Raw genomic sequence first — 21,970 nt, forward strand, 5'->3', positions numbered from 1 at the left:
ATCCAGAGGCCGATGGATTCGGCATGGTTGTATATAATATGGATTTGCTTTTACTATGGTTACTGTAGGGAAGCATCTTTGTCCAAACCGCATTTTTTTATTGGCGCTATAGCCCTCACGCTTGTCTGGGGCTCGGCATATCCTATAGCGGTATCTAAAAGACATTCCGTAAAAGGATGGCAGCCGGTATGAGGACGGAAATTTCCAACAGGACGCCTGAGCAAATCGCGTCCGAGATTAACTTTATCAAGGAAGAAAGCGGCAAAATGCTGCTTAGCAACGCCGTTGAGATCGGACGGCGACTGACGGAAGCCAAAGAGCTGGTACCCCATGGGGAGTGGCTCAAATGGCTGACTGAATCAGTGAGTTACTCCCGAAGCACAGCCAGCAGACTGATGAAAACCTTCCGGGAGTACGGGTCTATACTCTCTTCCCCCGTTGGGGAAGAGAGGCCAAATGGTGCATCGATGCAACATTTGAACTACACCTAAGGAGCGTTAGCTCAAGAAATCGGAGTGCAAAAATCATATTGTAGTAGGTTAGAGCGGGGTGAGTTTATCCCAAATATCAAATTATGTCTTTTAATCCATCGTGCTTTAATCAACATTTACTTTCAACGAACTGGAAAACTTCTCGAAAAATTGACAATTGATCGTTTGTTTTATATTGAAGAACAGAAACAACCTCAAGACCAGTGTTAATTCATTGGTCTTGGGGTTATTCATTTGCTACTTTCTATTTTTAGGGATACTGACTAGACGTTATAAAGAAACTTAACTTCTTGATGATGATTTTCAGGAAAAAGAAGCTTCGCATTGGTACTATAAAAGAACAAGCACACGATCCGAATGAACGGGTGTGTAAGGCGCTGATCAGAAATTCTCACACCAACGCATTTTGTTTTTGAGTTGAAGAGTGGATGAGGGAGGAGGAAATGGGGGGGGAGAAATTTAACACTCTCCTAGGTTTTTTTTCAATACTTTAATGTTATAACATTCGCCTACGTACCTGATATTATACCATGATAGATTCGATCGTTTATCTTTCTTAAAATTACATCTCCTTTTTTAAATATTTATAGTTAGACTTTCCTCTACAATTAGTAAAATACTGACAATTGACACACCTAATACTTCTAGGTATAATGTGAAATATACATAGAAGTATTAGGTATAGTGGGGGAATTGAATGAATGTATCTAAAGACTTGGTAGCCGCCTCTGCTACCCCACTCATTTTGGCCATTCTCAAGGAAAATGACAGTTATGGCTATGCGATTATCAAGCGCGTGAAAGAGATGTCTGAGAATCAACTAATTTGGACGGAAGGTATGTTGTATCCGGTATTACATCGTCTGGAAGAACATCTGTTAATTGAATCTTACTTGAGTAAATCAGAGGCAGGCCGGCAACGTAAATATTACAGGATTAAAGAGAGTGGGTTAACCGAGTTGGAACAGCAAAAAAAGCAGTGGGAAATAGTTCATAATGCTCTTGCCAGGACCTGGAATGAAGAAAGTAATTCGTAAGGAGGATCAAGATGTTTGATTTGGAGACAGAGGTTCATTCGTGGAGTGATCATTTAAGAGCCCATGGTAATTTGAGCGATACCGATATTCATGAATTGGAGAATCATTTGCGGGACGAAATCGAAGACTTAATTGCAGCCGGACTCACGCCAGATGAATCCTTTTTAATTAGTGTCAAACGTTTAGGAAATGTCGATGCGATCTCCCATGAGTTTGCCAAAGTAAATACTGAGAGCCTGTGGAAACATTTATTAGTAGATCCGATAGATTCACTGGCCAAGCAGCTGAATCGGCGCGATATTACCCTGGTGGTGATTTTTGCGTTGCTAGCCGGGACACTGTTCAAAATTCCTGAACTTTTTGGTTTCGGATTACTTGATCAAGACGGTGAAATTAAAATATTCTTCATTAAAAACTTGAGTTTCTTTATTTTACCTTTTATAGCGGCTTTTTTCTTAATCAAGAGGAAAGCAGGGTTAAAAACATGGGCAACGATACTGGGGATTTTTATCCTAGCAGCGGTGATTATCAATGTTTATCCGTCATTTGATCCTCACCATACAGAAGTTCTTACCATCTTTCATCTTCCTTTGTTTTTGTGGTTGGTCGTCGGAGCAACTTATATAGGCAGGGAGTGGCAAGGCAGCAAAGGGAGAATGAATTTTATACGCTTCACAGGTGAAGCCTTTATCTATGGTGTATTAGTCATGGCAGGTGTAATGGTGTTATTCCTGTTCACGCTAGTTATTTTCGAAGCCATCCAAATTGACGTCGAAAAATTTCTTGCAGAGTATTTACTGATTTATGGAGGGTGTGCGGCAGCCATGATTACTGTTTATTTAGTAGAGGCCAAAAAAAGCGTGGTGGAGAACTTTGCACCCATTTTGGCCAAAATATTTCAGTCCGCTCTTCCTAATAATTATGGTTGCTTTCTTAATAGTTATGATTATTACCGGTAATAGTCCATTTATGGAAAGAGAGTTCCTAATTGGATTCGATTTTATGCTGGCTTTAGTACTGGGGTTGGTATTGTACGTCGTTTCGGCGAGAGATATTCGCCAGCCAGCCAATCTGTTTGATTACTTGAATCTAGCCCTGATCCTGACGGCACTTGTTATCGACGGGGTTGCTTTATCGGCTATACTTTTCCGCTTGTCCGCCTTTGGAATTACCCCCAATAAGCTGGCCGCGCTGGGGGAGAATTTGGCTTTGCTGGGCAACCTGGCCGGACTTGCCTGGTTATATATCGGGTATTTCAAGAAGAAATTTGATTTCGCTAAGCTAATAAAATGGCAGACAGATTATCTCTATGTTTATTTCATTTGGACAGCAATTGTAGCATTTATATTTCCGATTGTTTTTAGGTTTAATTAATTCGTTCTCAGATCTATCAACGTCGAAGTTGGCGTTTTTTGTCCATATTGTTCTGCTAAACGATAAAAAAGTTGCAACAATCTCTCTTTAACAGGTAGTCCAGCTTCTTTTCCTAATTTCAACATCGTTAATGTTACGGATAACAATAAGGGCCTTATATTAAAAGCCAAGTTAATAAATGATTTTTACTTATCAGCACATGCCTCGCATTACATAAATTTAAATGCAAATGAGTCGGATAAACAGGAACAATCCAGAGAAAGGATCTTAGAAGCTCTGGAAGAGCTGTCCAAAGTTGGAGGAAGGAGTCTAGTTTTTCATCCAGGCTTTTACTTGGGAGACTCCAAAGAAGATGCGTATTATACCATAAGGGATAATTTATTACGCCTTCCCCTAATCAGGGTAGATTATAGATTAGAGACAACTGGAAAGGGGACACAATTTGGCACACTTGAGGAACTAGTATCTTTGTGTAAAGAAATTAGCTCTTGTAAATTGTGTATTGATTTTTCACATATACACGCAAGATATAACGGCAAACTAAAAGGGTTTAATGAGTTTGCAGTAATACTTCAGTATGTCTCGGATGAACTCGGGAAATCGGCTTTGGAAGACTTACATATTCATATGGGAGGAGTAAATTACAATGGAAAAGGTGAGCTGAACCATCTCCCGTTGCTACAAAGTGACTTTAATTATGTGGATTGCCTGAAGGCTATAAGGTACTTTAACGTAAAAGGTTGTATAATAGCTGAAGGTCCTATGGTGGAAAAAGATGCACTGTTACTAAAGGAAACCTTCGAAAGGCTTTGATTCGATTATAAAGAATAGACCAATGTACTGCCTTAAACCTCAATTATCCGAATCATGGTTCCGAGGCACGTTGGTGTACTTTATTGTAGGCTAATTTGGGATATGTTTCCTTGCGCGCAGCACGTTGAGAGTATAGTTCTGATGACGAATAGTGGTTTGAAGGGCAAATAAGGCGGGTCAACCACTATATGTAGTGGTTTAGGAGCAAAAAAAGAGCAAAAATCGGGCTGAAAAAGTGCATTTCTCGGCCCGTTTTTTTACCCGTTTTATAGATGACATCGGAGATATAGTGGATGATAACTATTATTTTACAGAAATAAAATCAAAAATTATTGACATACTATAGCGTAAGTGTTATGGCAGTATAACACATAATCTCTCTTGTAAACCTTCTAAGACTTCTTCTGGCACTTCCCTGACCTTGATATCCCCACCTAGGAAAAGCAGCCAATTTGTTATTTCGGTCAATTCTTCGGGCTTATTAACATTGATAAAAGTCTTTACAATGGCTGTGGCTTGGTAAGGATTCGTATAGGAAATTGAAACTTTTAAAGGATGGTATTTTTTAAACTGGGCAATCGCTTTCGGACCAAGTTCAAGGATAAGGTTATTTTCTTCTTCCTGCTTACTTAGTTTTTCTAAAATCTTTTTCTTACTTAATCTTTTTTTCGTCGGGTAGGGTTTGATATTGGTGAGATGGTCGACAGGAAAAATCTTCTTCTTTTCCTCCTTTAAGTCAAAGCCTTCAATCAGCCAAAGGCTTTTTTCATGATAAAGGTGCAAGAGATAAATTGGATAAGACTTTATTTCCATCTCTTCTTTGATTGTAATCAGTAAATAGCTATCCAAAAGAAGGATTTGGATGAGTTTTTCCAACATGGGATGGGGGAGGTCCGAAAGATCAAGCAGGTCAGGATTATTGGGGTTGGTCCCTTCAAAAAGCAAGATTTGATTTAAAAGAACAAGGTCATCTTGCTGGTTTTCTGAGATGAGGCCTAGTAATTTTTCAGCTAAAGACTGACGACTCTTTAGATAGGGAAGTTGTTGATTTCTTGTGGCCATAAAGGCAATAAAAAGAGCTTTGAGCTCATTATCGGTAAAGCGAACAACGGGCAGTACAGAGTTGTGCATGACAAAATAACCCCCATCCCTTCCAACTTCAGCGACAAGTGGCACCCCCATGGCCTCAATTTCTCTGATATCTCTAATAGCTGTCGAACGAGAGATGTTAAATTCTCGCATGAGTTCAGAAATTGTAAAGTGGGCGCGGTTGTTGATATACCGCATGATTATATTAATCCGTTCAACTTTTTTCATCGGGACTCCTAAACAGTATCATTTTTTGACGTGATTTAAGGCTATTATAAACCCATCAAGTGAAGCAGACAAGTCATTTGATTAATTTAAAAAAGAGGAAGGTTTTGAATATGGCAGATTATACCCTGGAAGAAAAAGACAGCTTTACCGTTTTAGGTTTTGGAACTGAGCTTAAGAGCGATTACACAGACTTTGCTGGCTTAAACAAGGAAAAGTCAGACTTTTGGCAGGCCGTCAGCCAAGATGGAAGGCTTGTCACTTTAAAAGCCCTAGCCATAAATGACTACGTTTTTGCCGTGAACGAAGCGATTAATAACAAGATGATGCATTATGCTGGCGTCATGACAGAGGCATCGGCACCAGAAGAAGCCAGAGTTATCCAATTTCCTAAGGGGCAATACCTAGTTGTTAAAGGGGAAGGGAAGACGGCTGATGAATTGAATAATAAGCTTTCTGGCCTTGCCTTTGGTCAAGTCTTGCCAGAAGCAAAGAATTTTGCCTATGTTGGTGGGCCAAATGCAATGGTTGAGATGGGGCAGCGGAACGGCTTAGTATTTGGGGAAATGTGGATTCCTGTTGTTAGGAAATAATGAGAAAAAAGGAGGAATGGAAATGTCCTATATCGTTGATTTCAAAAATGTGTCTACGGTTGGTTTAGAGTCTTCACCTGTAGTAGAAGCGCTTGCTGGTTTACGTGCTAATGAAGCCCGTTACTTTATGAACAAATACAAGCATGAATTTACGGTCGTACCAGCTAGCGAAAGCCAGGAGACCCTTGATTATGTGAACCGAATTTTGAAAGAAGAACGTGATATTGAGTTTGCGGCCAAACCTTTAGAAACGTCGCGTTTTCAAGTGGAAAATATCAAATTTGCCTACGTCTTTTATGAGGATGGTCTTGTGATCAACGTCATGTATACGGTTGATGACCCTAAGAAGCGGGCCGTTGGTTTTAAGCTTTCTGAGGGGATGGAGATACCAAAGGAGTTAGAAGAGAAGTTTAAGTTTGCTAGGCAGAAGTCTAAACTAGCTGGAACAATTCGGGGTTCGTTTTTTGTAATTAAAGGAGAATATTAAAGTAAGCAAAAGCGCAAGTGGAGGAATCCAGCCATTTTTTGTATTTGGTCATTCTTTTTCTTCATTGAAATTAGTGAAAGCTATTTTCTCTCTAGGTAAAAAATAGCTTTCACTCGCTAGAAAACCCAATGGATGCGGACATTTTCCTTGGTAACTTCTACTTTGCTAATAGGGGTTCAGGGGGGATGCGTATCTTTTTTCCTCTGAAGATCATCACCTACACCCAAGGCGAATATGGGATGGAGTACAATCCGATGGAAATCTCCCCTGCGGAAGCAGTAGCGTATGAGGATGCTATCCTCGTAGCCATTGCCAAGGAGAATCGTTTCTTTGAAAACGATCGAGGTCTTGCAGAATACATCCACGACGAAGCTCTCAATAAAAAGGTGTATAGCCTGTACCCGTCCGTTGAGATTGTCGACGGTGAGTTGTGGGGAGTAATGACTGCCGGGCTGAAGAAGTCCCTCTCAGGAGAGGAAATCGCTGAGCTTCTTGATTTTGTGACTGGACAAAACAGCGATGGCTACGGCGAAGGTTTTGAACAGCGGCCCATAAAAATTCCTGACAGCGAAATCTACGTCAGCTTTTGGAGTCACTAAAACTATTCCTTAAAACTTGAGCAGGAGATGAAAAATAATTTACCGGGCCTCGGCTACGGAGGCCCGGTGATGGGATGAATGAAAAGTGAACGGACAAATAGTGCTCTTTGGTTTCTTATGAAGCTGAAGGGCGCTTTTTTTGTTACAGCAGATTGCTGTGAGCTATACAAATAAATAAAAGAACGAGAAGGCGCTGTCTTACAAAAAAGGCAGCGCCTTTTTTGTTTTTCCGAGAAAGGAGCTGAACAATGAAGCATGATGTAACTTAAACGCCTTTCTGGATTCCGAGCTGGAGCAGATACTGTGCTTTGACACGGCAATCGATGCGGAAAGGTTCTACACCAGTAAAAGCGCCATCTTTCTTGTAATGCCGGAGGAAGATAACACAAAGTATTTCATCATCAGCCTGATCGTCCAGCAGCTCTACCGTGAAATCCTGTCGGTTGCCGACGAGCATGGAGGCAAGCTCCCCAACCGTGTGATGATGTTCCTCGACGAGATCGGTACCATCCCTAAAATTGAGTCGGCAGAGATGATGTTTTCCGCTTCCCGCTCCCGACGCGTGTCCATCGTTGCCATCATACAGAGCTTTGCACAGCTGGAGAAAAACTATGGCCGAGAGGGTTCGGCCATCATTATAGACAACTGTCAGAATACTGTGTTCGGCGGTTTTGCTCCCAACAGCGAATCGGCGCAGATTTTGTCGAAATCCATGGGAAGCAAGACTGTCATGAGCGGCTCGGTCAGCCGGGGTAAAAACGATCCGTCGCAGAGTCTGCAGATGATCGAGCGACCGTTGATGACCCCCGACAAACTCAAATCCATGCCAAAAGGCCGCTTTATCGTCACAAAGACCGGCGCCTACCCGATGCGTACCAGACTGAAGTTGTTCACGGAATGGGGCATTACCTTCGGCAAGCCTTATGAGATCGCCGAACAATCGGCCAGAGAGGTGGAGTATGCCAACAGGCGCAGAGTGGAGGAAGAAATCATCCGTCGGCACTCTGCCTGTGTAGATGTGCCGGAGAAAGCTGATGCCGGAGCTGCCGCATCGGGCGGATTACTCCACACACCGATCCAAGAGCCAGAAGCGCCGATCAGGACAAAAGCACCTGTTCGGATTGAATAGGAGGTGAAGCTGTGGCTTACTTTTCTTCTCTTCTCTTTATTCTTCGGAGCTGCCGCACCGAGCAAGAGCAGTTTATATGTATCTGCATGATCGTGCCGACAAGGAGGGTAAATGTTATCCAGCGATTGGTACCATCGCCAAAGAACTGAAGCTGTCCCGAAGCACGGTCAAGCGCGCAATAGCTGACCTTGAAAAAAGCGGCCGTCTGCGCAAGGAGCAGAGATGGCGTGAGAACGGCGGCAAGAGCAGCAACCTGTATTATGTGGTACAGCAGGATTCCAGTTAAAGGGGCAGAAAAATGACCTTCTCCGCCAAGGGGAAGGTCTGTCTGCTTTTCGGTGAACTATGCTACGGTTCATGATGAACTGTGCAGTGAACTCCTCACTCTAAAGAAATGACCTAAACATCAGAAAAAAGACAAAGATTTAAAGAATACTTTATAACGTATGACAAAGTCAAATAATTTGTTGACAAAGTCAAGTATATTATATAATATATATTTAAATCAATCAAAATGAAAGGATGATATTTGTGAAAAAAAATATACCTGATAACAAGATCGACCAAGTACGAGAATTTAACCGATTTTTCACACGAAAGATAGGTGTCCTGCGTGAAGGATTATTGCACAGTTCGTATTCCCTTACTGAAGTGCGAATCTTGTTTGAAATTGCCAATAGCGATAATCCAACTGCTACAAAGTTAAGCCGTGCATTGGGATTGGATGCGGGTTATTTTAGTCGTATTTTAGCTCGCTTTGAGGAACAAGGGCTTACTGAGAGAGTTCGTTCAGAGCACGATGGCCGACAGTTTCTTATTCGTCTTACACAGGAAGGCATGAAATTATTTTCACTTTTAGATCAACGTTCACGAGATGAGGTAGCCGAGATGTTGAGTGAACTTAGTGAAGAAGATCAACAGAAGCTCCTGAAATCTATGCACGATATTGAAAACATTCTCGATAAGAAAAGCTTCAAATTTTCTGAAGCGTTTTTCCTGAGAAGTCATCAGCCGGGTGATATGGGCTGGGTTACCCACCGCCATGGTGTGCTGTACGCCCAGGAGTATGGTTGGGATGAACGTTTTGAGGCACTTGTGGCTCAGATTGCAGCGGAGTTCATTAACAACTACAAACCTGAACGTGAGCGGTGCATAATCGCAGAGATGAATAGTGAAATTGTGGGGTCGGTGTTCGTTGTTCAAAGCAGTGATACGGTGGCTAAACTGCGACTCCTTTTGGTAGAGCCAAAGGCACGTGGATTGGGGCTCGGAAGCCGCTTGGTACAAGAGTGCATTACTTTTGCAAGGCGTGCAGGTTACCTGAAGCTTGTTTTATGGACCAACAGCGTACTTGTAGAGGCACGGCATATTTATGAGAAAGCTGGATTTAAACTGGTAGAACAGGAAGAACACCATAGCTTTGGCAAAGACCTTGTTGGGGAGACGTGGGAGCTGGTTCTTTAATGAAAGGTTCTCAAACAAACCCTTCAACTGAATCCAGACAAAGCTTTTGGCAGATTTGGCTGTTAATTTGTTCTAATTTACTTACCTCTATAGGGGGAGGAACTGTATTAAGTGCAGCAAAGGGTATTTCAGAATTAACAATGCTTGGAAGCGGATCAATTTTTGCCTTTTTAGTTGGAAGTGCATTTAGCTTAGGATTGCTAATAGCAGTGAAATGCTACTGCCGCAGTCGTATACTGGCTTATATTTCTATTGCTACCATCTTTAGCTCGATAACACTTTTGGGCATTGTGTGGGGCAATGCATTCCTCATAGAGAAAAACTTGCCTTTGTCTGGAGCTATGGCATGTTTATTTTTGCTAGTTTTAATAATACGGTATGCATTCTGGTTCTTGAGCAGATCATTGCGGTCTAACATTGCTTCAATGGTAAAGTCTTCGTGGCTTGCATTGACAGAAGCTGCATATTTTCTCGGGTTCATTATCGGCCTATTGCTAAGACCTAGTGCCTTATTGGCGGGAGGCAGTATTATAAGGGTTCTAATTTTAGATATCTTTTTATTGTTTATTGTTGCAGTCTTTGATTTTTTACAACAAAAATACGCCTGCAATAGCCTTGGTCAATACGTATTCAACAATAAAGGCAGGATAACCAAACAACCATTTTTTTTGTACCTTACAGGAGCATTAGGATTCCTGACCATCGCGTTTCAAGTGGTAATTTTTTATTTTGCAGATAGTATGGCCCAAGCCAACATACCCATTCTCAGCGCTATGGCAGATGTTATACTTGCTCTGTTTTATACAGGGGTAGCGGCAATGGCCACATTGTGTTTTTATTGGAACCCTAACTTAGAAATTGTTGATAATAGGTCAGCGATAGTTTCATTGCAATTAAATAAGCGGATGGTCAGCATTCCTTTTTCATTGCTGGTTTCGCTATCAGGTTTGCTGATTTTTTTGGGTATTTCAGGGATTACTACTGTAGCCAATTTAAGGAATGATTCAACTCTATGGTTGATGGCCAGGGTAATTTCGTCTTTATCAATAGGTATCGGAGCAGGCTTATTTGAACTTTTGTTTCTTAGCATAGTTGGTCGGATTAACTCTTGGCAAAATTCAACAGTAGCCCTAGCAATTGGGGTTGTGTCTACAGGCGCTGCAGTTGCCATGTTTCTTATGCTGCAGTGGAAGATGTATCTCATAAGCAAGTTAGTTATAATTATAATGGGTGCTGGCTTAAGTATTCTGTTAATTGAGAAGGCTAAAGCTCATCAGGACAAATCATATTAACCGGGAGTTTGCATTAATCCTACCATAAAGCCTGTAGCCAAAACAAAGGCATCACTTGGATTCGGAGGATTCAGGATAAAGTATGGGACAGTTTTATTTTCCGGGACTTTAAACTGAAATTCGAAGAATAAACCCGGTTTGAGGCTATTATTCATTTTTATTGCACCCTCATAAAATACTTTTGCTTTAAATATACCAGAATTTTAATTATGTAAGTAAGTACAAAACGGTGTGTCTGTGATATCATTTCCGTGCTGGAGCTTGAGCAGTCGAATGTATTCCAACATTTAGCGGTACTGCGACATGAGAATCTTATCGAGTCGAGAAAACAGGGACTCCAGAACAAGAGAGTCATTTGTACAGAAGGTATAGATGACTCTCTTGCATTTCTGTTTATGGTATGCTTGTTCTTACTTAAGGGGATTATTCCAACTAAAGCATTACTTAAACATCGGAAGCCTTATCTATGCTTAATAAGTCTAAAGAATTGGGCATAACAGCAACGGTTTCGTTCGTCGATGCTAGCGTTGGCAAGGCCAGAAAGGACCGAGTGGTAAAAAGTCTCAGGATGGGTGCAGAGCATCTGCTGGCAAAGAATGGGGTTGAAGTCATGCGGGGAAAGGGGTTAAGAATCATTTCAGACGTTGGGTTCAATAACCTATATCGTAGGCCAATAGGTCGAGGATATGCTCGCGATCATCTCATTGACACGTGCACCACACCCAGACGTTTGAAGACTGCAAAGTCTCTTTTACTCCAAAGAGTTACCCCAGATTTAATTTTGCCTAAGGATCTAAATTTGTCAGTTATGCTTTGCGGGTTTGGGGTATGTATTTGTACAGCGTGAAAGAGGTTCGGGGGAACATCTTTTAGGGTTTATCGAGTGTATCGTTTAGGTGAACAGGAAAATATTGATTATGTAAATTTTGTTATTGAGTTATGTTATAATAATAGCAAATGTTTATACAAAGTTACTTCAGGTGTATTGGGAGTGTTTCCTCATGGAAGTCTATCGTAACGTGTGTCCGCGCAATTGCTTCTGTACCTGCAGCATGCTGAGTTATGCTGAAAACGGTAAACTGATTCGGGTCACGGGTGATTCGGAGCATGGATTTACCAGAGGGAAGCTCTGCTCCAAAGGATACGCCTATACCCAAAGGGTTTACGATGCAAAACGCATATTGCACCCCATGCGGCAATACCCACGAGGGTCTGGCCGTTGGCACCGGATTGCTTGGGACGAAGCGATGGATATCGTGACGCGCAAAATGCTTGAATTAAAAGGAAGATACGGTTCATTTCGGCCAATCTGTTTCAATAAACAGACTGGGAATATTGGGATCCTGCATTATGCCTTGGATGGTTTTTTTGCAGCTTTAGAGTCTACGGTTGTCAATGGAACCTCCTGTTGGTCAGCAGGACTCGATGCCTTTCTCTACACTTTTGGAGATATGCGCAAATCCGACCCCGAGGATATGGTGAATAGCAAGATTATCATAATCTGGGGAGGAAATCCTGCCTGGACGGCTTTACACCAGATGTATTATATCAATCAGGCTCAAGAAAATGGGGCCAAGGTGATTGTCATTGATCCGGTCTTCACAGCGACCGCTGCTCAAGCCGATATTTTTATTCAACCGAAAGCCGCGAGCGACGGCGCTCTGGCTTTGGGGATGGCTAAGTATATCATCGAACAAAATATCCATGATCAAGATTTTTTACAGCAATTCGTCGAAGGCGGAAAAGAATTTATCCAATATGTTGCAAACCTCTCCGATCAATGGATCGAAAAGGAAACGGGTTTACCCAGGGAAGCGTGGCAAGAGGTCGCTCACCTTTATGCAACTCAGCGTCCAGGGTGCATCTGGCTGGGATTAGGTTTGCAGAGGCACGCCAACGGGGGGCAGAATTTCCGGGGGATTTTAGCCCTTGCTGCTTTAACCGGAAATATCGGGGTCTCCGGAGCAGGTGTCTATTATCCCAGTCAGGAGCATTGGCGCTTATTGAACTGGCACACGCGCGATGCGTTTCTTAAAAAAGCAGAACCTGCGATCCGTACGGTTAGTTTGAATAATTTTGCCGAAGAGGTGTCCAAGCTCTCTGAACCACCCGTTAAAATGCTTTTCTTAGCCGGGAGAGATCTTTGGCAGGATGCCAATACCGGAGCGCTGGCAGCAGCCCTGGAACAAATGGAATTAGTTGTGCAAGCGGATCATTTCCTGAACCGGAGTTCCCATTTCGCCGATATCTTTCTTCCCTCCACGACTCAATTTGAGGAATGGGATCTTGTCCCAAGTTATTGGCATCACTGGATTGCTGTAAACCAACAAGCGATTGAGCCCCGAGGGGAATGCCGCTCAGATTTACAAATTGCTCAGAACTTGGCACATAAAATAAATGAACTGGCTCCAGGATGTGTTTGCGATCCTCAAGTCGGGAGTGAGGAAGAATGGGTGGCTCAAGAATTATCGCCAGAGCTTTTGGAGTCACTTAATGTAACCTCTTTCTCCGAGTTGCTGGAAAAACCTCGCAAACTTCGAGTTTCTCCTCTCGCCTGGGCGGACTTGAACTTTCCTACACCATCAGGAAAGTTGGAGCTTAAATCCGGGCTGGCACTGGCAGACGGCTTCCCGCTTTTGCCGGAATTCAGCAGGGGTTTCTATCCTCCCGTCCATTATCCATACCGTTTGTTAACCCCCCACCTCAATTCGGGAAGCAATTCCCAATTTACAAATTTACACTGGTTGAGTTGGGGTATTGATGAACCAAAGTTGAGAATCAATCCTCGGCTGGCGCAAAAACTAAAAATCCAAGACAATGACCGGATCCGTGTGTACAATCATTTGGGTGAAGTTGTCCTGCCGGTTCGAATCACCGCCACGGTACCGGAGGACACGGTTTTGACCTATACCGGCTGGTTTCCGGGTAAAACTCAAATTAATCGTTTAATTGATGGCAAGTCCTGTGACATGGGAATACGGGGAACAGGCCAGCCCGGGATTGCCCTGTATGACACCTATGTCAACCTTTCTGCCGTCTAATGGTTAAAAAGGAGCAGCACAATATGAGACAGATAGGTTTTTTAATTGATGTCACAAGATGCATGGGATGCCGCTCCTGCGAAGTAGCCTGTAAGAATTTTCGGAACCTCCCTGAGACCCAGCGTTATCGGCGTGTCAAATGTATGGATTGGGAAAAGGATGGAGAAACGGGAATCTATTACCTTTCCTTATCCTGCAATCATTGTGAAAACCCGGTTTGTTTCCTGGTGTGCCCGAATCACACCTACCGCAAACGCCGCGATGGAATTGTGGTGCATGATCCGGGACTTTGTGACGGGTGCTGCCGCTGTGTTAAAGCTTGTCCCTATGAAGCTCCTCAGTATGATGAGGCCACGGGTAAGGTGGACAAATGTGATCTCTGTGTGGAGCGCTTAGATCAAGGAAAACGGCCGTTTTGTGAAGAGTCGTGTGTCAATGGTGCCCTGCACACCATTTGCCTTAATCGGGAACTTGATCCCGGCCTGCACAAAACCATCCCCGGGTTTCCGGACATTCGCTTGACCCGACCTTCGGTTCGTTTTTTACCTCCGAGGCTTCCCCTACAGTGGCGGCAAAAATCTTTGTAGAAAGCTACAATGTCAGCACGGAAGTTTTGTTGGTTTCTACAAGTTTCTTTATTGGAAAGGCGGATAATCTTTGAAGGAATATCATTTGCAAACCAAGTTATTGGAAGCATTGAGCCGCGGTGAAGGATTACCTTCCTTAGCGAAGATTCTGATGGAGTTTTTTAAGAACCCAATCATCGTGACAGATCCTTTTGGCAAAATCCTTATTTTCCAGGTCAAAACGGAGGAAAGTTTTTATTTCGGAGAGTTTTTCCCTCTTTCGGGGGTAAGTTCCCAACTCAAATCTGGTGAGATCTTCGAGGGCAATGTTTTGATTCAAGAGAAAGAACCCCACGTGATGCCTTATGTGGCTTTGCCTTTATATCAAGATGGGCTTGATGGTTATGTGATCATCATCCTCTCCCGCAGCCCTTGGAACAGGGAGTTTGCGGCTGGCCTTAAGGAGTCCCGTTTAGCTTTACTGGTGGCTATGAGGAAGCAAAAGGAACTGCAAGAGATTCAACTGCAATACAAAAATGAATTTCTCCACGATCTCCTCTATAATAACTTTGAAAACAGAGAGACCATCATTCAGCGTGCGCGCTCCCTGGGTTTGGATTTATCCTGTCCGCATGTTGTGGCCGTTATCGAACTGGATGCTGAAGAGAATTTAGAAGAAGAGATTTTAGACAGGCTGCAAGACCTATGGGAGGTTTATTTAGCTCAGCATTGGCCTAAGCCGATTCTCGCCCGGCGGGGCATGGCGCTCGTACTCTTATTACCGTTTGATAAGAACCTGTCCTTTTCTGAACTTAAGCTGAAAATTGATGTTTTCATCCCAAAAATTAAGCAGGATATTTATCCGCGACTTCCTGTTAGTTTCTCCATAGGAATCGGGCACATCTATGCTGAAGCGGAGGAACTCTACCGCAGTTATCAAGAAGCGAAAACGGCCTTAGAGTTAGGACGGTTTTTTGATAAGCAAGATGAAATAACCTATTATGATGAATTGGGTATCTTAGCGCTGCTCTATCGGATCGGGGAACAGGAATTAAAAACTTTCTGCTTTCATACCTTACGTCCGCTGCTGAATCACGATAAAGAACAAGACGGGCAATTGATGGAAACCTTGCGCACCTATTTCCGTTGTAATGGGGACTTGACCATCACAGCCCAAAAACTCTATATTCACGTTAATACCCTAAGATATAGACTTAAAAAAGTCCAGGACTTATTGGGTATGAATTTAACTAAATTGAGTGTCCAGTTTAATCTGGATATTGCCTTACGTATTATTCACCAAAAGAAATGGAAGTAAAAAATTCTTGAGCAGAAACCGGTTGGAGGTTGTGCAAAACAACAATCAACCGGTCTTTTTTGTTGGAGGATCAGACAAAGGTCATTAAAGCCAAATCACGAATTATTTATTACTAGGCAAGACCTCACAGGAAGAGATTCCTGTGAGGGTCGTTTGTACAAGGATAAAGTACGTTAACGGAGGTGAAACAACTCACAATCGCATTTGTGTTTACCCCTTACCCATTCAAAAGGTTCATTGATTTAATCCGAAAGAAGACGAGAAATTGTGAGAAGGAGGTTATATGATGCAAGACAAGGAAATGCAAGGTTTTGGTATTTCCCGACGCGGGTTTCTTAAAGGCTCAGCAGCGCTTGGCGGTCTGAGCGTAGCCGGGCTTGGATCCTCCATCTGGTTCAAACAAACCACAGCCACTGCCGCACCCGCGGTCAATGAGAAGAAAGTACGGAGCGTCTGTTCTCCTAACTGCTGGCAGACGTGTTCACACTTAGTGACCGTGCGGGACGATAAGGTGGTAAAAACTGAAATGGGGTCTTTCCCCCAAGGAGATGAAGATTATAACCGCGTTTGTTTGCGAGGCTTATCTCATGTCCAGCGGATTTATCATCCGGACCGGATCACCCGCCCGCTGAAAAGAGTGGGGGAAAGAGGTTCAGGCAAGTGGGAACCGATTTCATGGGATGAGGCCTTGAATACGATTGCCCAAAAATTCAAGGACACCCAAGCGCAACACGGCAAAGAATCCGTGGCTCTCTTTGGTGGCTCCGGGAATTACGGCATTCTCAACGGAGGATTCGGAGGAATCCTGCGCTTTGCCGGTCTGCTGCAGAGTACTTTCTTCAGCGGCAGCATTGATGAAGCCATGCTGCACGGGTTCAGCACGGTGGTCGGAGGGCCGGCCTTTGGGGCTACGTCCAACGAACCGGCGGATTGGAAGAACTGTAAAGTTGTGATTCTTTGGGGAAGCAGTATGTCCGAAAGCCAGGTTCAGAGTACCCGTTTTATCAATGATGCGCTTGAAAATGGCTGTAAATTGATTGTGGTTGATCCAAGATTTTCGACTATGGCCTCCAAAGCTGACCTTTGGCTTTCCTTGAAACCTGGTAGTGATCCGGCTTTAGCTTTGAGTATGCAGCAAGTGATAATCAGTGAAAAGCTCTATGACCAGGATTTCCTCCTCAAGCGCACCGTAGCACCTTTCTTGGTTCGGGAAGATAACAAGAAGTTCCTAAAAAGTGCGGCTGGAAAATATATGGTCTGGGACACCGTAAGCGGTACAGCTAAAGCATTCGATACTCCGGGAGTTATACCGGCTTTAGAGGCAAGTCAAGCGATTGACGGCGTAAAATGCAACACCTCGTTTGTTTTGCTTAAAAAATTGACGGACGAGTATGCTCCGGAAAAGGCTGCGCAAATTTGTGAGCTGCCAGCTGAGGATATCCGTAAGGCTGCCCGTATGTTTGCCACCGTTAAGCCGGGTGGAATCCGCGGGAGTATGGGGATTGACCGTTACTACAATGGGGATGTCATAGGCCAGGGGATTGCCACCCTGCTGGCCCTGACAGGGAACTTCGGCAAAAGCGGCAACATTCAGAATTTGTTCTTTGGTCCCTTTGAAATGACGAATTTAGGGTGGCTATTCCCTGCCGGGACGTTCTATACCATGAAACGGTTAATCACCATTCAAGATGATGTCGAACAAGGAAAAACCAAAGTCCTCTATGCGATGTGCAGCAACTTTATCAACCAACTGACAGATCGTAACCGCTGGATTCAAAAAGTATTACCCAAGCTTGATCTGGTGGTCGTCGCCGATCTGTATTATACACCGAGTGTAAAGTATGCGGATATCGTTTTGCCGGTGGCGCACTGGTATGAAACGGAAGAAATCGTAATGGGCGGAGAAATGCCTTTCTTCCTTTACCGGGACAAAGCGGTTGAACCACAAGGGGAAGCCAAACCGGATTGGGAAATTTGGAAAGGGCTGGCCGAGCGTCTTGATTTTGGCAAGTACTTCCAGGGAAGCCCGGAAGAACAAAGCCGAGCCTTCATTGATGACCCGGTCTTTAAAAATGCCGGAGTAACGATGGAAAAGCTGAAAAGAGACGGTATGGCCCGGGCCTTTCCCCGTCCGTTTATCCCGTATCAAAACGGATTTAAAACTGAATCCGGCAGGGTCGAATTTTATTCGGAAAAAGCCTTAACCTACGGGCAGGAGCTGCCCTATCATAAGTGGCCGATCGAAGCCGGGCCGGATAGTCCTGAAGCGAAAAAATATCCAATCGTCTTTAACCAACAGCATAACCGTTTCAGGATTCACTCCACGTATTGCAATGTCCCTTGGTTACTTGAACTAAATCCGGAGCCCAGAGCCCATGTCAATCCCAAAGACGCCAAGGCTCGGGGAATTAAAGACGGGGATGTGATTGAGATCTTTAACGACCGGGGGCATGTCCTGGTTAAATGCTTGTTCAGCGAAGCGATTCGCCCCGGAATGATGAACCTGGAGCAAGGTTGGTGGGACGAGTATTATATTAAAGGGCATCATCAGGAGCTAACCCATGCCAAGAGTAAACCGCAAACCACAAACTTCTCCTTCTTCGATATTCGCGTTGATTTTAAAAAGGCCGAGGGGGTGTAATTCATGGCTCAGAAAAAATATGGCATGGTCATTGACTTAAAACGTTGTGTCGGTTGCCACACGTGCGCGGTTGCGTGCAAGCTGGAGAACAATGTGCCGCTGGGCATGTTCTGGAATCGGATTGAAACCATAGGCGGGCCACATATGGATACCCCTAAGGGAGAATATCCCTATCTGGAAATGAGCCATCTTCCGTTAGCCTGCCAGCATTGCGAGAATGCACCTTGTGTTAAAGTATGCCCTGTCGGGGCAACTTATAAGGCGGAAGACGGACGAACCCTGATTGACTATGAGCGCTGCATCGGCTGCCGTTACTGTATGTCAGCTTGTCCTTACAATGTGCGGGTGTTTAACTGGCAGGAGCCGAAAAAGATTCCCAGCCATGATGTGGGGTCTGCTGATACTCCCCAACGGAAACGCGGGGTCGTCGAAAAATGCTCGATGTGTGAACAGCGTACGAATAAGGGAGAGTTGCCTTTCTGTGTCGAGTCTTGTCCGCAGCGGGCCAGGCATTTCGGGGATCTGAATGATCCGACCAGCGAGGTCTCCCGCCTGATCCGGGAGCGAAAGGCGGAAAGGCTCTTGGAAGACAAGGGTACAAAGCCGCAAGTTTACTACATTCGTTAGAAAGGAGGAAAGATTCATGCCACGTAAAAGAATAATTAATGCTTGGACAGTGACCTTAGGCATCTTGGCGGTAATAGGGATAGGTGCTTGGATCTATCAGCTTACACAGGGTTTGGTTGTCACAGGTATGAATAACATTGTCTCCTGGGGCCTGTATATCACATCGTTTATGTTCTTTGTCGGACTTTCGGCCGGCGGATTGATCGTTTCTTCCTCAGCCACAGTGTTTAATATCAAACAGTTTAAACCGGTCGCGAAGCCGGCGGTGCTTCTTTCTACTGTTTGCATTATTGCGGCAGCGCTTTTGATTGTGGTGGATTTAGGGACTCCGGAAAGGATGCTGAACCTGCTTCTTCATCCCCAGTTCAATTCCCCTCTCATCTGGGACGTTATAGTCATAACCGTCTATTTGGTTATCTCTTTGCTTTACTTGTATCATATGACCCGCCCCAATCCCAATGAGAAATCCATCAAAATCTTATCGAGCGTGGCCTTGCCGGTTGCCATTCTTGTCCACTCTGTCACGGCTTGGATTTTCGGCCTGCAAATCGCCCGTCCTACCTGGCATAGTGCCCTAATGGCACCTTTATTTGTCGCCTCAGCGCTTGATTCAGGCTTGGCGTTATTGCTGGTGGTTATCGTTGCCTTAAATAAATTCCGCCTCTTTAACGTCCCAAAAAGCTTAATCTCCACCTTAGCGGGGTTGCTCAGTGTGTTCATCGCCGTCGATGCTTTCTTTGTTTTCTCCGAAGTTCTCACCGCATTATTCCCGGCTGAAGAGCGCCTGATGGCCTATATCAATCAAATGCTGACAGGAAGCCTGGCACCGTTTTTCTGGGGTGAAGTCATTTTAGGAGCCTTGATTCCCTTTATGATTCTCATCTTCCGCAAAAACCGGGAGAATATGACCCTTGTTGTTTTATCTTCGGTGCTGGTGGTCATGGGCGTCTTCTTTAAACGGATCTGGTTGTTATTCTCATCCATGTTATTGCCTTTGCTCGACTATGCTCCCGGCGTGACTTTAGGGAAATACAATTTACCGGTCAGTTTCCGGACAGGGCGTGAGGTCGTACCGAATATTTGGGCAACCCTAGGATCCTATACGCCAAGCTGGGTGGAAATAACCATCGTCCTAGGAGTCATTGCTTTAATTACTCTTCTCTACACTTTGGGTGCCTATGTCTTATTCACTCCGAAGCAGGAAGAACACTCTCACACCCAGGGAGGGGAAGGGCATGCAACCCAGTCTCACGCTTATTAAGAAAAAAGCACTGATGGAGATGGCTTCCAATCGGCAAGCGGTCTATCGGACTCTGGCCCTGCTCTGGACCGAACCAACTCAAGAGCTCTTTGATCAAGTGCAGGCTGAGCCAAGCATCATAGTTGAACTGAAACACTGTCTTACCCGCATGAACCCGGAAAATTCGGAGCTAACAGCGGGCTTGCAGTTACTGGAAAGCTTTTTTAACGAGGAGTGGCCAGAGCTGCAGCAGCCTTTGACCGAGTGGCGTGTCGAGTTTACCCGATTATTTATTGGGCCGGAACACCTTCCCTGCCCGCCTTATGAAGCTTGCTACCGGGAAAGGCTTGAAGACGGGAGTTTTGGGTATTTGATGGGAGAAACAACCCTAGCCGTTAAAAATCTATACAGGGAGGCAGGGCTGGAAGTTAATCCCCCCCAAATGCCGGACCATATTAGTGCAGAATTGGAAGGCCTGGCTCTTTTTACTAGTATGGAAGTTGAGGCTTGGGAAAAGGATAACAAAGCGGCTGTCTTAAGAACGATGCAATTCGGGCAGCGATTACTGGGGGAGCATTTAACGCAATGGGTACCGGCTTTCTGTCTGGATGTCAGAACCTCCGCTCAGAGTAACTATTATAAAGCTCTCGTGCTGTTAACCGAGAGTTATGTAACACTGGATCAAGCTAGGAGTCCCGAATTGTATAGACAAGCTGAACTCTAGGGGAAAGGATAAACTATGCAGATAACATTTGGTTTTATGACGCCAACTGCTTTAATCATTATCTTAGTTATTGCCTTAATCATTTTTGGTCCCGGAAAACTGCCCGAACTCGGAAAAGCGTTAGGAAACGGAATTACTGAATTCAAATCTGCGACCTCAGGGGAGTCCGAGGATAAAACTGAGCGTTCAAGTTCATAAAAAGTTAATTCATTTATGCAAAACGAAGAAGCAGAGAGTGCCTGACAAAATCAAGCTCTCTCTGCTTTGAATTTATTTTTAAGAAATTCTGTATCCTCCGGACAATCCTCATAGTGTATGAAGATGAACTATTCATGTACTCCCATTCATCGTTCCACCCCTTCAATCACAATGCGGTCCCCTTGAAGCACCATGATGGATGCCTCGTTTTTAAGGCCAATACGAACAGTAGTTCTCACTGCTTTTCCCTCTTTAACTACGAGAACATAATCTTTATCATCTCGCGGAGTTCGGGAGCACAAGAGCGGCTAGACTTTGGAAGGAAATTTTACCGGTAGCCGTCATGCCATGTGTTTCCAGTAATTGCCTGTCTCCAGATCCGTAATTTGAACCATTTAGTTCCGTCAACTTCTGCTTGTCCCATAGGGGTCTTATTAGAGGTTGTTACAAAATAACGAAAAATATTAAACTGCCTTACGGTCCAACGCCGCAATCATCAGGTTCAAGAAACCTTCCATCTTCTCTGTTTTGACTTAAAAAGGCTTGGAAAGTTCATTTATCGTATCGTCGCTAATACTCAAAAGTGTGCAAAACCGACTTAGAGCTTCGTGACTTGGTACTTTAGTGCCTGTGATACAGAGAAAATTACGATAGTCCTGATGCTTGGCTTTTGACAACTCTTTGCACATTTGACGAAATGAGATAAATTCCGGTCGAGTGAAGAAAAGAATATGCATCCGAAACAAAATAACTGCGTCCCAAGGTTTACGCCCACGTGGATCAGTCCTCATCAAAACCAAGTGTGCTATAATAGAGAGGGAGAATATGTCTATTTGAATCAAGTTTTAAACCTCTTTCTTGTGTGTTAATTTGGCTTGTCACCTTATTTTACCGCACAATGGGGAGAGGTGTAATTGTTTTTTACCAGAACTGATGTTTGGAACGTTTAGGTTTTATGTAACAACCTCTATGAGACGGGTTAAAATGGCAGATGTGTAATATCAAAATATATAAGCTATTTTG

At 44.0% G+C, this 21,970-nt stretch carries 20 protein-coding genes and 6 pseudogenes; 23 read left to right on the forward strand and 3 right to left on the reverse strand.

Annotated features, from left to right (window positions below; genetic code table 11):
• Positions 1-188 precede the first annotated feature (188 nt).
• The 6 genes and pseudogenes from JL57_RS28505 to JL57_RS28520 all read left to right on the forward strand — a co-directional run.
• Positions 189-485 (forward strand): annotated as a pseudogene (locus JL57_RS28505) (DUF3102 domain-containing protein); the annotation flags it as partial.
• Between the two features lie 21 nt (positions 486-506).
• Positions 507-701: pseudogene (locus tag JL57_RS36725) on the forward strand (hypothetical protein); the annotation flags it as partial.
• A 487-nt stretch (positions 702-1,188) separates the two neighbouring features.
• Positions 1,189-1,527 carry a PadR family transcriptional regulator gene (locus tag JL57_RS28510; protein ID WP_034143440.1) on the forward strand — a complete coding sequence of 113 codons (339 nt, stop codon included), beginning with the start codon at positions 1,189-1,191 and terminating at the stop codon, positions 1,525-1,527.
• Between the two features lie 11 nt (positions 1,528-1,538).
• Positions 1,539-2,486 (forward strand): permease prefix domain 1-containing protein, encoded by a 948-nt coding sequence (locus JL57_RS28515; protein ID WP_291300700.1) that lies wholly within the window; start codon positions 1,539-1,541, stop codon positions 2,484-2,486.
• Between the two features lie 43 nt (positions 2,487-2,529).
• Complete coding sequence (locus tag JL57_RS35860) at positions 2,530-2,901, forward strand: hypothetical protein (protein ID WP_291300701.1); 372 nt, start codon at positions 2,530-2,532, stop codon at positions 2,899-2,901.
• A 126-nt stretch (positions 2,902-3,027) separates the two neighbouring features.
• Positions 3,028-3,714: pseudogene (locus JL57_RS28520) on the forward strand (TIM barrel protein); the annotation flags it as partial.
• A gap of 354 nt (positions 3,715-4,068) precedes the next feature.
• On the opposite strand, the gene JL57_RS28525 reads toward JL57_RS28520, so the two are convergent.
• The gene (locus JL57_RS28525; protein ID WP_034145273.1) at positions 4,069-5,031 is read right to left on the reverse strand and encodes a YafY family protein; all 963 of its coding nucleotides are present in this window, start codon (positions 5,029-5,031) and stop codon (positions 4,069-4,071) included.
• 110 nt (positions 5,032-5,141) lie between these two features.
• Here JL57_RS28525 and JL57_RS28530 point away from each other — a divergent pair, with 110 nt between their 5' ends.
• From JL57_RS28530 to JL57_RS28560, 7 genes and pseudogenes are all read left to right on the forward strand, one after another.
• Complete coding sequence (locus JL57_RS28530) at positions 5,142-5,621, forward strand: GyrI-like domain-containing protein (protein ID WP_034145274.1); 480 nt, start codon at positions 5,142-5,144, stop codon at positions 5,619-5,621.
• A 22-nt stretch (positions 5,622-5,643) separates the two neighbouring features.
• Positions 5,644-6,108, forward strand: coding sequence for a hypothetical protein (locus JL57_RS28535; protein ID WP_034145275.1), 465 nt, complete (start codon positions 5,644-5,646; stop codon positions 6,106-6,108).
• Between the two features lie 185 nt (positions 6,109-6,293).
• Positions 6,294-6,785, forward strand: a pseudogene (locus tag JL57_RS28540) (hypothetical protein).
• Between the two features lie 187 nt (positions 6,786-6,972).
• Positions 6,973-7,836 (forward strand): annotated as a pseudogene (locus JL57_RS28545) (TraG/TraD/VirD4 family protein); the annotation flags it as partial.
• 49 nt (positions 7,837-7,885) lie between these two features.
• Complete coding sequence (locus JL57_RS28550; RefSeq protein WP_034145276.1) at positions 7,886-8,122, forward strand: helix-turn-helix domain-containing protein; 237 nt, start codon at positions 7,886-7,888, stop codon at positions 8,120-8,122.
• Between the two features lie 245 nt (positions 8,123-8,367).
• Positions 8,368-9,300 carry a bifunctional helix-turn-helix transcriptional regulator/GNAT family N-acetyltransferase gene (locus JL57_RS28555; protein ID WP_291300702.1) on the forward strand — a complete coding sequence of 311 codons (933 nt, stop codon included), beginning with the start codon at positions 8,368-8,370 and terminating at the stop codon, positions 9,298-9,300.
• Positions 9,300-10,592 (forward strand): hypothetical protein, encoded by a 1,293-nt coding sequence (locus JL57_RS28560; RefSeq protein WP_034145278.1) that lies wholly within the window; start codon positions 9,300-9,302, stop codon positions 10,590-10,592. The genes JL57_RS28555 and JL57_RS28560 overlap by 1 nt, the downstream gene beginning before the upstream one ends.
• Here JL57_RS28560 and JL57_RS35865 read toward each other — a convergent pair.
• Positions 10,589-10,747: a hypothetical protein gene (locus JL57_RS35865; protein WP_291300703.1), complete on the reverse strand. Its 159-nt coding sequence runs from the start codon at positions 10,745-10,747 to the stop codon at positions 10,589-10,591. The two genes, JL57_RS28560 and JL57_RS35865, sit on opposite strands and share 4 nt — an antisense overlap.
• A gap of 81 nt (positions 10,748-10,828) precedes the next feature.
• Here JL57_RS35865 and JL57_RS35870 point away from each other — a divergent pair.
• The 10 genes and pseudogenes from JL57_RS35870 to tatA all read left to right on the forward strand — a co-directional run.
• Positions 10,829-11,089, forward strand: a pseudogene (locus tag JL57_RS35870) (ArsR family transcriptional regulator); the annotation flags it as partial.
• Complete coding sequence (locus tag JL57_RS28565) at positions 11,059-11,439, forward strand: hypothetical protein (protein WP_034145279.1); 381 nt, start codon at positions 11,059-11,061, stop codon at positions 11,437-11,439. The pseudogene JL57_RS35870 and the gene JL57_RS28565, both read left to right, overlap by 31 nt.
• Before the next feature lie 154 nt (positions 11,440-11,593).
• Positions 11,594-13,633: a molybdopterin-dependent oxidoreductase gene (locus JL57_RS28570; RefSeq protein WP_034145280.1), complete on the forward strand. Its 2,040-nt coding sequence runs from the start codon at positions 11,594-11,596 to the stop codon at positions 13,631-13,633.
• A 23-nt stretch (positions 13,634-13,656) separates the two neighbouring features.
• Positions 13,657-14,220: a 4Fe-4S dicluster domain-containing protein gene (locus tag JL57_RS28575; RefSeq protein WP_034145281.1), complete on the forward strand. Its 564-nt coding sequence runs from the start codon at positions 13,657-13,659 to the stop codon at positions 14,218-14,220.
• Between the two features lie 70 nt (positions 14,221-14,290).
• On the forward strand, positions 14,291-15,517 hold the full coding sequence (locus JL57_RS28580) for a CdaR family transcriptional regulator (RefSeq protein WP_034145282.1): 1,227 nt from the start codon (positions 14,291-14,293) through the stop codon (positions 15,515-15,517).
• A gap of 283 nt (positions 15,518-15,800) precedes the next feature.
• Positions 15,801-18,158, forward strand: coding sequence for a molybdopterin-dependent oxidoreductase (locus JL57_RS28585; protein WP_291300704.1), 2,358 nt, complete (start codon positions 15,801-15,803; stop codon positions 18,156-18,158).
• Positions 18,159-18,161: 3 nt separating this feature from the next.
• The gene (gene dsrO, locus JL57_RS28590) at positions 18,162-18,785 is read left to right on the forward strand and encodes a sulfate reduction electron transfer complex DsrMKJOP subunit DsrO (protein ID WP_034145284.1); all 624 of its coding nucleotides are present in this window, start codon (positions 18,162-18,164) and stop codon (positions 18,783-18,785) included.
• A 16-nt stretch (positions 18,786-18,801) separates the two neighbouring features.
• The gene (nrfD, locus tag JL57_RS28595) at positions 18,802-20,046 is read left to right on the forward strand and encodes an NrfD/PsrC family molybdoenzyme membrane anchor subunit (protein ID WP_291300705.1); all 1,245 of its coding nucleotides are present in this window, start codon (positions 18,802-18,804) and stop codon (positions 20,044-20,046) included.
• Complete coding sequence (locus JL57_RS28600) at positions 20,021-20,749, forward strand: molecular chaperone (RefSeq protein WP_034145285.1); 729 nt, start codon at positions 20,021-20,023, stop codon at positions 20,747-20,749. Before nrfD ends, JL57_RS28600 begins: the two co-directional genes overlap by 26 nt.
• 15 nt (positions 20,750-20,764) lie before the next feature.
• On the forward strand, positions 20,765-20,947 hold the full coding sequence (gene tatA, locus JL57_RS28605; protein WP_034145286.1) for a twin-arginine translocase TatA/TatE family subunit: 183 nt from the start codon (positions 20,765-20,767) through the stop codon (positions 20,945-20,947).
• Positions 20,948-21,480: 533 nt separating this feature from the next.
• On the opposite strand, the gene JL57_RS36730 is transcribed toward tatA, so the two are convergent.
• Positions 21,481-21,738, reverse strand: coding sequence for a transposase (locus tag JL57_RS36730; RefSeq protein ID WP_366557128.1), 258 nt, complete (start codon positions 21,736-21,738; stop codon positions 21,481-21,483).
• Positions 21,739-21,970: the final 232 nt, after the last annotated feature.

The organism is Desulfosporosinus sp. BICA1-9 (genome assembly GCF_000802135.1).